The 12,039-nt window shown below is 39.0% G+C and carries 9 protein-coding genes; 8 read left to right on the forward strand and 1 reads right to left on the reverse strand.

Going from position 1 to position 12,039, the window contains the following annotated elements; genetic code table 11:
• Nucleotides 1-66 precede the first annotated feature (66 nt).
• Entirely contained in the window at nucleotides 67-1,554 is a 1,488-nt protein-coding gene (gene putP / locus KH109_RS07025) for a sodium/proline symporter PutP (protein WP_295217139.1), read from the reverse strand.
• Between the two features lie 265 nt (nucleotides 1,555-1,819).
• Between putP and recQ the strand changes: the two genes are divergently transcribed.
• The 8 genes from recQ (at nucleotide 1,820) to KH109_RS07065 (ending at nucleotide 11,859) form a co-directional block, all read left to right on the forward strand.
• Nucleotides 1,820-3,685, forward strand: a complete 1,866-nt coding sequence (gene recQ, locus KH109_RS07030; protein ID WP_295217142.1) for a DNA helicase RecQ — start codon at nucleotides 1,820-1,822, stop codon at nucleotides 3,683-3,685.
• A gap of 114 nt (nucleotides 3,686-3,799) precedes the next feature.
• Nucleotides 3,800-4,591 carry a thymidylate synthase gene (locus KH109_RS07035; protein ID WP_295217145.1) on the forward strand — a complete coding sequence of 264 codons (792 nt, stop codon included), beginning with the start codon at nucleotides 3,800-3,802 and terminating at the stop codon, nucleotides 4,589-4,591.
• A 77-nt stretch (nucleotides 4,592-4,668) separates the two neighbouring features.
• Nucleotides 4,669-5,163 carry a dihydrofolate reductase gene (locus KH109_RS07040; RefSeq protein ID WP_295217148.1) on the forward strand — a complete coding sequence of 165 codons (495 nt, stop codon included), beginning with the start codon at nucleotides 4,669-4,671 and terminating at the stop codon, nucleotides 5,161-5,163.
• A complete protein-coding gene (locus KH109_RS07045; protein ID WP_295217149.1) occupies nucleotides 5,160-7,463 on the forward strand; it encodes a Tex family protein in 2,304 nt (767 codons plus the stop codon). Before KH109_RS07040 ends, KH109_RS07045 begins: the two co-directional genes overlap by 4 nt.
• Before the next feature lie 215 nt (nucleotides 7,464-7,678).
• Nucleotides 7,679-9,163 (forward strand): aldehyde dehydrogenase family protein, encoded by a 1,485-nt coding sequence (locus KH109_RS07050; protein WP_195186650.1) that lies wholly within the window; start codon nucleotides 7,679-7,681, stop codon nucleotides 9,161-9,163.
• A gap of 157 nt (nucleotides 9,164-9,320) precedes the next feature.
• Nucleotides 9,321-9,713 carry a hypothetical protein gene (locus tag KH109_RS07055; protein WP_213467160.1) on the forward strand — a complete coding sequence of 131 codons (393 nt, stop codon included), beginning with the start codon at nucleotides 9,321-9,323 and terminating at the stop codon, nucleotides 9,711-9,713.
• A gap of 65 nt (nucleotides 9,714-9,778) precedes the next feature.
• Nucleotides 9,779-10,732: a hypothetical protein gene (locus KH109_RS07060; RefSeq protein ID WP_295217153.1), complete on the forward strand. Its 954-nt coding sequence runs from the start codon at nucleotides 9,779-9,781 to the stop codon at nucleotides 10,730-10,732.
• Nucleotides 10,733-10,788: 56 nt separating this feature from the next.
• Entirely contained in the window at nucleotides 10,789-11,859 is a 1,071-nt protein-coding gene (locus tag KH109_RS07065) for a hypothetical protein (protein WP_295217156.1), read from the forward strand.
• The last annotated feature ends 180 nt before the right edge of the window (nucleotides 11,860-12,039 follow it).

Raw genomic sequence — 12,039 nt, forward strand, 5'->3', positions numbered from 1 at the left:
CTAGTTGATCGTTGAATCAACTAGCTCTATTTTTATGTATGCTATTTTAAACGTCCGATTTCTGATTTATAGAACATGCATTTTTTCTGCTTCGCGATAGTCCTTAAGAACTGGACGAGGAGGTAATTTACCCATGATACTCACTACATAGATAGCGATGGAAGAGAAGATGAAGCCTGGTACGATTTCGTATAGACCAAGGAATTCAAATTGTTTCCAAATTAGTACTGTCAAACCACCAACTACGATACCAGCGATACAGCCATGACGTGTCATGCGTTTCCAGAACAAGGAGAACAAGATAGCTGGACCAAAGGCAGCACCAAAGCCTGCCCATGCATAGGCAACCATTGTTAAGATGTAGCTATCTGGATCCATTGCCATATAGATGGCAATCAATGCTACGATAAGTACTACGATACGGCTTACTAGTACAAGCTCCTTATCGCCTGCTTTAGGATGAATGATATTCGCATAGAAGTCATTAGAAATGGCAGAGGCTGTTACTAATAACTGTGCAGATGCGGTACTCATGATAGCTGCGAGTACTGCAGACCAGATGAGACCTGCTACAAATGGTGTAAAGAGACGCTCTGTCATGATAAGGAATACAGTTTCTGCATCAGTGCCTACCAATTTATCTGGTAACATATATACGTGACCAATGAGGCCAACTGCAATAGCTGCCATAAGGGATAAGATAACCCAAACCATGGCGATGTTTGTAGATTTCTTAAGCTCTTTAGCATCAGAGATAGCCATGAATCTTACGAGGATATGAGGTTGACCGAAGTAGCCAAGCCCCCAACCAAGAGAAGAAATCAAGCCAATAATCCAAGTGAACCAATCAGATGGATCACCGAATAGGCTAAGTCCTTGAGGAAACTCGTGTTGAATGAGTTGGAATGTTTCAATAGGACCACCCATAAACATGGCAGCTGTAATTGGTACCGCTAAGATAGCGAAGAACATCAATGCCCCTTGAATACAATCTGTCCAAGATACGGCGAGGAAGCCACCGAGGAATGTGTAGAATACGACGATACCCGCTGTAATAAATAGAGATACGGTGTAATCAAGACCAAAGATGGTGTTGAACAGTTTGCCACCTGCTACGAATCCTGATGATGTATAAATCAAGAAGAAAATCAAGATAAATAGGGCGGAGATAACGGCTACCGAATGAGATTGATCGTGGAAACGATTTTTCAAATAGTCCGGTAAAGTTAAACTGTCACTAGCAACCTCAGTATGGTTACGCAAGCGTCTAGAAACAAACTTCCAGTTTGCCCATGTACCTAATGTGAGACCTACGGCAATCCATACACCAGAAATCCCCGTAGTATACGCTAGGCCAGGCACACCCATGAGCATCCAACCACTCATATCTGATGCTTCTGCACTAAGTGCTGTAATCCATGGTCCTAGTTGTCGGCCACCGAGAATGTAATCACCAATGCTGTTAGATTTCCTGTAATAGTAGACCCCGATATACATCATGAGTCCTAGGTATAAGGCAAAGGCGATGATAATCATTAAGTTGTCTTGTGTCATGCCTATATAAGACCTCCTTAGGTTAAATTTTAGGTTAAATTTTCATTCTATAGTATTATAAATAATTCTTATTGTATCATATATTAGCACTTTAGAGTGTAAAAATTTTGTGAGATTCTATTGATTTCTATACGAAGTTTAAGCATATACTTTCATCTTGGGTATTTGACGGTTAACCTATAAATCGTATATACTAATAAACCGAAAATACTCGAAATATGATAAAATAATAGAATGGAAAAATGACACGTGAAAGGAGGTACTCATGGATCAACAGGGGACAAGAAAACAAGAAAATCTAAAACAACCAGTTGTGACAAAACAACAAGCACTACGCATGTTAGAAACTTACTTTGGGTATACCTCCTTTAGACCGGCTCAAGAGGCTCCCATTGCCTCCTTATTACGCAATGAAGATGTAATTGGCATTATGCCGACGGGGGCAGGGAAATCTATTTGCTTTCAAATTCCGGCGCTCTGTAAGGCGGGGCTTACTATCGTATTTTCACCACTGATTTCTCTTATGAAAGATCAGGTGGATGGCTTGTTAGTGCAGAATATACCAGCGGCGCTCATCAATAGTACCCTTACGCAAGCGGAGTTTAATAAAACGATGTACGAAGTGCGTAGTGGTAAGATTAAACTCTTATATATTGCGCCGGAGCGACTAGGTTCTAATTTCTTCTGTAATGTGCTACGAGCGTTGCCTATAGCTCAAGTCATTGTGGATGAGGCCCATTGTATCTCTGAGTGGGGTCATGACTTTAGACCGTCCTATCGTCTCATCGGTGAGTGGCTCAACTCACTACCGAAGCGTCCTATCGTAGGGGCTTTCACGGCGACGGCTACGAAATATGTAGAAAATGATATTAAAAAACTATTAGGATTAGACAAGGCAAATGTGTATGTAACGGGCTTTGATCGGCCTAATTTATCCTTCTCTGTCATCCGTACACCAAAGCGCATGGATTATGTAGTCCATTACGTGCGTCAACATGATAACGAAAATGGTATTATCTATTGTGCGACGCGCAAGGATGTAGATCGAGTGTATGAAAATCTAACCCGTGCAGGCATTAAGGTGGGCCATTATCATGGGGGGCTCAGCGATGAAGTACGCCGTGAGATGCAAAATGCTTATGCAGACGATAAATTGCAGGTTATGGTGGCTACCAATGCCTTTGGCATGGGCATTGATAAAAGTAATGTGCGCTATGTGTTGCATTACCAAATGCCACGCAACATGGAGTCCTATTATCAAGAGGCGGGCCGTGCAGGGCGTGATGGAGCACCTGCAGAATGTATTTTGCTCTACAGCGGGCAGGATGTACAGGTTCACAAGTATTTAATTGAACAGTCTATCGAGACGCCTGAGCGACAAGAGGTGGAGCTCCGTAAATTGCAGTCTATGATTGATTACTGTTTCTGTAGTAATTGTTTGCGTAAATATATGCTTAACTATTTTGGTGAAAGCACTGTCTGGACCACATGTGATAATTGTAGCTCCTGTAAAGGTTCCGCCCATAAGGTAAATGTAACGAAAGAGGCGAAGGCCATCTTCCGTGCCATTATGGGCACTGATGAGCGCTATGGTGCCTCTATGATTACCTCTATCGTGCGTGGTGAGCGAACTGACCGTATTATGCGAGCTGGCCACGATTCACTCCCTGTATTTGGTTTACTAAGTAATGTAGACGAGAAATCTATTAAAGGGCTCATCCAACAATTTGTAGCTTCTGGTTATTTGCGTAGTTCTTCAGGTAAGTATCCTGTGCTATCCTTGACGGCAGGCGCTGAGGAGGTCCTCGCTGGGCATAAAGAGGTGGAGGAAATCAGACAACATGTGTCTGTACCATCTCGAACTAGTCGGTCTACGTCTACCATAGCACGAGGAAAATCTAGTTCTGGGTCGGGTGGTTTATTTGAACATTTACGACAACATCGTAAGCGCTTAGCCGAAGCGGCAGGGCTTCGACCATATCTTATCTTTCCCGATACAGTACTTATTGACCTAGCCAATTTACGACCCACTACATTAGGTGAGTTTGGCAATGTTAAGGGTGTAGGGGAAGCAAAATTGAAAAAATATGGCCTCAGTTTTTTACAGGCCATTGCAGAATATAAGGGATAATAAATTTTACTGTATATATGGTAGTACTATGTAATTTTTAGTATGATAGTACTATATATTGTAAGATATAGGTTAGTATTATTCGACGTATTATACATAGATTTAGGGGGACATATGAGTCTAGCAGATACACAATACCTCGGTATTATTGAAAATATTTTAGAACATGGCACATACGGTCAAAACCGTACCGGTGTTGCCACTTATAAATTGCCACATCAAATTATGCAATTTGACTTGCAAAAGGAATTCCCAATTTTGACTACAAAATTTGTAGCTTTCAAAACGGCAGTAAAAGAATTGTTATGGATTTGGCAAATGCAATCTAACGATGTACGCAAATTACAAGAAATGAACGTGCGCGTATGGGATGAGTGGATGCGTGAAGATGGTACCATTGGTAAGGCCTATGGTTACCAAATTGCAAAGTACAAACAACTTGATAATCTCATCAAGACTATCAAGGAAGATCCTGATAGCCGTCGTATGATTGTCACTTTATGGAATATTGAAGATTTAGATGATATGGCATTGCAACCATGTGCGTATGAAACATTATGGGATGTAGCTGATGGTTACTTGAACTGCATGCTCATCCAACGCAGTGGCGATATGGGCCTTGGTGTTCCATTTAATACCGCTCAATATGCAGCATTACAATGCATGATTGCCCAAGTAACAGGTCTTAAACCTGGCAAATTTACTCATGTTATCAACAATGCTCATGTCTATGAAAACCATATAGAAGCATTGCGCGAGCAATTAGCGCGTCGCGATCAAGCGTTGCCAGCTCCAAAAATTATTGTGAATCCTGAAGTAAAAGACTTCTATGACTTCACACCAGAGGACGTTACATTAGACGGGTATGAACATCTAGGTAAGTTGTCCATGACTGTTGCTGTATAGAACTGAGTTCATGTCCATAGCTGAATGAAATCCTATGTATGACTGTTGCCATATAGTATTAACTGAAAGAGGCCGGTATGTTAGCATTAATCGTAGCCGTAGCACATAATCGTGTAATCGGTAAAGATAATACCTTGATTTGGCACTTGCCGAATGATTTGAAATTCTTTAAAGAAAAAACTACAGGTCATGTCATCATTATGGGCCGTAAGACCTTTGAAAGTTTGCCGTTCCTGTTGCCAAATCGTGAGCACTGGGTGATTACTCGTGATAAGGGCTTTGATGCGCCAGAAGGGGTTAAGATTTTCCATAGTCCTGAGGCGGCTGCAGAAGCTGCACGTGTTCTTGATGCGGCCTATGTTATCGGTGGTGCTCAAGTATACGAGGCTTTCTTGCCTTACGTGGATACGATGTACATTACAGAAGTAGACCACGAATTTGAAGGGGATGCATTTTTCCCAGAGTTTCCAGAAGAGGCTTTCACCATTGAATCCGTAGTAGACGGCGTGGTGGATGAAAAGAACAAATATCCTTATCGTTTTGTAACCTATCGCAGAAAGGCATCTAAATGAGTGAAAGAATGTTTGCCATTATTGGCAGTGAATTAAATGTTAAGCCAAAGCAGGTGCAAGCTGCCGTAGAATTATTGGACGAAGGCAATACGGTGCCATTTATTGCGCGTTATCGTAAAGAAGTAACCGGCGAATTGCAAGATGAGCAATTGCGCACCATTGAAGAACGCATTAAATATCTGCGCAATTTGGAAACACGTCGCCAAGAAATCATTACATCTATTACAGAGCAAGAAAAGATGACCGACGAGTTGATGAAGTCCTTAGAGGCCGCAACAAAGCTTCAAGAGTTAGAGGATCTCTATTTACCGTACCGTCCTAAGAAACGTACCCGTGCGATGATTGCCCGTGAACGTGGCTTAGAACCGTTGGCGGAAATGATCCTTAACGATACAGTTACCTCTGGTGATCCCCTTGAGATTGCTAAAGAATTTGTAACGGAAGAGGTGCCAACACCAGAGGACGCTATTCAAGGTGCGTCAGATATCGTAGCGGAAATTGTCAGTGATAGTGCAGACTTCCGTGCGTACTTGCGTAAAAAGATGTGGAACGAAGGCTTTATTCAAGCTGAGTTGACTGGTGATGAAGAGGTACAACAACAGTTCTTGCAATACGCAGAATATGCTGAGCCTGTTCGTCAAATGCCGTCTCACCGTATCTTGGCGGTTAATCGCAGTGAAAAATTAGGTGCTTTGAAATTAGCCCTTACAGTACCAGGTGATACGTATGTTGCGTACATGGTGCAAAAGTTAGAGAAAAATCCAAAATCCATCTTCGCAGACTATAAGGCGGCTGCAGTAGCCGATGCGTATAAACGTCTAATCTTCCCTGCTCTAGAGCGTGATATACGCAATGAGTTGACGGAAAATGCGGACGAGCAAGCTATCAAGGTATTCGGTGTAAACCTTAAGAACCTATTATTGCAGCCACCTTTGGCAGGGCACGTTATTATGGGTCTTGACCCTGGGTATCGTACAGGTTGTAAGATGGCTATTATCGATCAACAAGGTAATGTGCTAGATTATGGTGCCTACTATTTAACGAATAGTGAAAAGCTTCGCAAAGAAGCGCAAAAGGTATTGGCTGATAAAATTCGTAAATTCAAGGTTACTCTCTTATCTATTGGTAATGGTACTGCATCCTATGAAACAGAGCAGTTTGCATCTACTATGATTGAAGAGGAGAAATTAGATTGTCACTACATCATCACCAATGAAGCTGGTGCATCTGTATATTCTGCTTCTAAATTGGCTATCGACGAATTACCAGATTTAGACGTAACCATACGCGGTGCCGTATCCATTGCACGGCGTGTACAAGATCCATTGGCTGAATCCGTTAAGATTGATCCTAAATCTATCGGTGTAGGTCAATACCAACATGATGTAAATCAAAAACAATTGACCCATACGTTAGATCAAGTGGTTGAAACTGTAGTAAACCACGTTGGGGTAGAGCTCAATACGGCATCTCCAGCTATTTTGCAACATATTGCAGGTATTTCTAGTACGGTGGCTAAGAACATCGTTGCATACCGTCAAGAGAATGGTGTATTTAAAAGCCGTAAAGAATTGTTGAAAGTACCTCGCTTAGGTCCTGCGGCGTTTACGCAATGTGCCGGTTTCCTTCGCTTGCAACACGGTAAAAATCCATTAGATAATACATCTGTCCATCCTGAGTCCTATGAATTGGCAGAACGCATTATTGGCGAATTAGGTTTTACCTTAAAAGATTTGCAAGATAAGGCGCAACTAGAAGCGTTACAAGTGAAATTACCGCTCGTTGATGCGGAGAAAATGGCCGCAAAACTTGATGCAGGTGTACCGACTGTACGAGATATCTTAGGGGCTTTGGCAAAACCAGGTCGTGACCCTCGTGAAGATTTGCCAGCACCGCTTACTAGAAAACATGTAGTAAGCCTTGAAGATATCAAGGTTGGTACTGTGGTAAAAGGTACAGTTCACAACGTAGTTGATTTTGGTGCATTCGTAGACTTTGGTCTTAAAACTAATGGTCTATTGCATCGCAGTGAATTATGTAATAGCCGTCAACATCCATCTGATGTGCTGGCTGTAGGCGATATCATTGAAGCTCAAATTATTTCTGTTGATGTAAAACGTAATCGTATCGGTTTATCTGTAAAAGCATTACAACCAGAAAAGCCAAAGAATGACGATAATAACCGAAACAGAAATAACAACGGACAACGTCGAAATAACGATCGTAACAATAACCGTAATAATAATCGTAACAATGGTGGTCGTCAAAATAATAATAGAAATAATGACAATCGTAAGTAAAAACTATTATTGACTAAAAGTCATCATATAGAAAACCGCATCCTCTATGGTGTTAGAGGGTGCGGTTTTTCTATATAACTTAAAACTATGTATAATAATGCAGAACAGATATATCGAAAATGATATATCTGATTGAAATATTTAGATATAAGGAGTATGATGAAATCACAGAGGAAATCTTCCTCAATCTATATTCCTACATAGGAGGTAATGCTATGAGCTTGAACCTTAAAGAAAGATATGGACTTTTAATTAATAATGAATGGGTAGCTGCATCTGACGGCGCTGAATTTAATGTATATAACCCTGCTAATGGCGAACAACTTGCTATCTGTGCAGAGGCTACGAAAGACGATGTTGATAAAGCGGTAGACGCTGCAACAGAAGCTTTTAAAACTTGGAAAACAGTATCTCAAGTAGATCGCGCTGATTACTTGTTAAAAATTGCTGACGCTATCGATGCTCATAAAGAGTATTTGGCACAAGTTGAAACATATGACAATGGTAAACCAATCCGTGAAACTTTGAATGTAGATATTCCACTTGGCGCTGACCATTTCCGTTACTTCGCTGGCGTGCTTCGTTCCGAAGAAGGCTCCGCACAAGTATTTGATGAGAATACATTGAGCCTCATCGTTCGTGAACCGATTGGCGTTGTAGGTCAAGTTGTGCCTTGGAACTTCCCATTCCTAATGGCTGCTTGGAAATTGGCACCAGCTCTTGCAGCAGGTTGTACAGTTGTAATTAAACCTTCTAGCCATACATCCCTTAGCCTTTTAGTATTAGGCGATATTTTGAAAGAAATCTTGCCTCCAGGCGTTGTAAATATCGTAACTGGTAAAGGCTCTAAATCTGGTCAATATATCCTTGATCATCCTGGCTTCAGCAAACTTGCTTTCACAGGCTCTACAGAAGTAGGTCTTGATGTATATAAAGCAGCATCTGAACGCTTGATTCCTGCTACATTGGAATTAGGTGGTAAATCTGCGAATATCTTCTTTGAAGATGCAAACTGGAAACAAGCTCTTGATGGGGCAATGCTCGGCATCCTCTTCAACCAAGGTCAAGTATGTTGCGCAGGTTCCCGTATCTTCGTACAAGATACAATTTATGATAAATTCGTAGCTGAACTTTCCGCTTTATTTGATAAAGTGAAAGTTGGCTTGCCTTGGGAAGAATCTACACAACTAGGCTCCTTGATTTACGAAGCACAAGTTGAGAAAGTACTTAGCTATGTAGAACTTGCTAAAGAAGAAGGTGCTCGCGTTGCAGCTGGTGGTGTACGCGTTACTGACGGCGAACTTGGTAAAGGTTGCTTCATTAGACCTACACTTATCGTAGATGCTACAAACGATATGCGCGTAGCTCGCGAAGAAATCTTCGGCCCTGTAGCTGTTGTAATTAAGTTCCACAGCGAAGAAGAAGTGATCGAACAAGCCAACGATAGCCTATACGGTCTTGGCGGTGGTGTATTCACTCAAAACCTTAACCGAGCTATCCGCGTAGCTCGTGCAATCGAAACAGGTCGTATGTGGGTAAATACATATAACTCCATCCCAGCAGGTGCACCATTTGGTGGTTACAAACAATCTGGTATCGGCCGTGAAACTCACAAAGTTATCCTTGAACACTACACTCAAATGAAAAACATCATTATTAACTTGAGCGATAAACCATCTGGTTTCTACGACTTAGATTAATAAAATATAAATCTCCTATAAACTATAACAAAGAGGCACCTCGTAAGAGGTGCCTTTTTTACGTTTAATTTTAGGGTAGTTTCTTAAATATGGATGTATACTGTATGCTATAATTAAGACCAACTAAGAGTGTATTGTAAAAGAGACTGGAGAGACAATGCGTAAATTAGATATATTAGGTATAGAGTTCATTATTGTATCTATAGTGTTGGGTGTAATACTTTATAAACTTGAAATAAGTAAGCATATCATTGACGAAGACTATGAATATATAAAAAAACATAGAATTTTTGGTAACTTAACAAAGTATCTAACTATAATCAGTATTATAAGTATAGTTTTAATAGATCTTAGGTTTATAATTTATAAAGATTATGAATTCATTATGACTTATGGGGGTGGATGGGTTGTTATGGGCCTTCTCACAATCTGTACAGGATTTTTCCAAAAGAAAAATAGTGTATATTTTAAACGGGGGCTTATTGCTATATTGTCGATATTGATATTTATTGCTGTATATATGTATGCATTTCGTGATGTATTTTTTTAGTAGTAAATCAAAAATAGAAAACTATTAGGTAATATCAATATAGATATTGTTTTGAGAGGGTGCCTATGAATTCAAAGAGAGTATTGAAATGGATTGGGTGTGTTGTTGCTGCCATATTATTAATTTATATTACTTTAATGGTAATAGTAATTTTATTGTTAGCTGGTAGTAGTGATTTTAAAAATAGCTCCATTCATTTAACTGAATTTTATAATAGTGCATTATTTTATGACGATGAAGAACATAAGATTGCTGATAATGTAGTTGCTGTTCATGAGGTAGATAATAAACTTTATTACATAACGTTAGACGGTATTGGTATTTTTGATGAAAATGTAAGTTTATTAGATGCTTGGAATAAAGATCTTAATAAATATAATACTTTCATTCCTCGAATAGATGCTAAAAAAACAGACTTTAATATGAGTCTTGATGAGTTATATCCTAATATTTCTAGTCTTGATGAAAGTGATAGAGATATATGGCATGAGATCTTTTATGATAGTGAGAAACGATATACAGGTCCATACGCTGGATATACTATAAAGCTACCTTTCTATGTATCATATAGAAAGGAAGATATGGTTAAGCATAATGATATAGTTGATCTTTCTACAGGGACTATTATTGGTAGGTATGGGAGTGAGCATATTTTAAGAAATAATGCTTATTATAATTTTGAATTTGGGAAATTGACTAAAATTGATTTCTCTCAGAAAGCTATATATAGCTATTATTCTAATAATCTTGATATAGGGCGGTTTAGCAAGAATAATTCAGGTGATGAGAGATATGAATCTTATGCACGAAATGAGCTAGATACAGTAAGAACGAAAGACTTAAAGGTATTACCTAACTTATTGAATCAACAATTTATAGTGTTTAATTCCTTTAATGACTTTTCTGATTTTGATAAAGATACCTTTGAAGCATTAGCTATTAATGCGATTATAAATAGGAAGGCGCTACAATTAGGACCATTAGAAAATCAAACTCTAAGGCAATACTTAAGTAAATAGAGTAAATGCATAGTAAAGAATATTTGTACTAGATAAAAATAAGGAGTATCCAATTAATGAATCCTATTCCCATCAAAAAATTGTATAATCCCCAATATGATTTGTTATCTACTAGCGATAGAATGGAATTATTAAATAAGATTGGAAAAATATATAATTTAGAATTGATATGCTTTAAAGAATTTACTGCCTTTGGAAAATCCACATATACGTCGGTATATCGTTCACATGATGGTATAGAATTTGTATTTGTTCCTGGAGATACTGTTACGTTAGGGTTTGATTTTAAAAATAAACCATTTCAGGATATTTTTAATGATGAAAATTTAGCGGACCTTGCCTATCCATTTGTCGAGGGATATGAAGAGGAAATCTTTAGTGAAGACGATGTTCAAACTAAGATTCGCGAAACACTGGAAGATGAAGAGGTACTATCCAACATAGAAACGTATTTTAAACATAATTTTACTCGAGAAGATGAGTTTGTAATCCATCCATTATTGGTACAAAAAGAGTATAGTGAGACCTGCTGGAGTCTTATTCCAGCTGATATGCTTACACAAAATAAAGAATGGCAAAACATGATAAAAAAAGCCGAGGAAAAAGGTGTTTCTGAAGTGATGGTGCACAATACTGTTTGTTTATATAAAACAGACGATAGCAATTGGTGTGGCAAACTTTATGAAGAAACAACATTTAAGAAACTTTTACAGGATATAAAAGATAATAGATATTCTTTGCCTACACAAAGAGAGTGGGAGTATTTAGCTGGCAAGGGGTGTAGAACTATCTTTCCATGGGGAAACAATATAGATTTCTCTATGAATTTAAAGCATATGGAATGGATGGATACTGATGGAGAGTATACGTTAGAAAAAGAAAACTTTTTTGGCCTTGTTATAGGTGACGATCCGTATTGTAGAGAAATTGTATATGATAATGATGTGTTTTCCTATAAAGGTGGAGATGGTGGCCGCAATTTATGTGGAGGATTAGGTATTGTGTGGGGCTATCTTCCTATTTCACCATATTTTCAAGATAGGGAAGTAGGAATGGGCGATTATATAAATGGTGGATATGATTTCTTTAGGAGGATTATAAGAATTGTTGATGATAGTGTGAAATGATGTCACATATAATAATTCTAAAATATCAAATGATAACGTCGTCTCATACGTAAAAGAGGTACCCTAGAGGGTACCTCTTTTATTATTGTCTTTAGACTGGTTCGCGACGTAGTCGCGAATCATTAAACCACCCGCTATGCGGGTGCGGCAACGAAAGTTATACAAAAAAATCACCTTGCT

Source organism: Veillonella sp. (assembly GCF_018381775.1).
GTDB lineage: Bacteria > Bacillota > Negativicutes > Veillonellales > Veillonellaceae > Veillonella.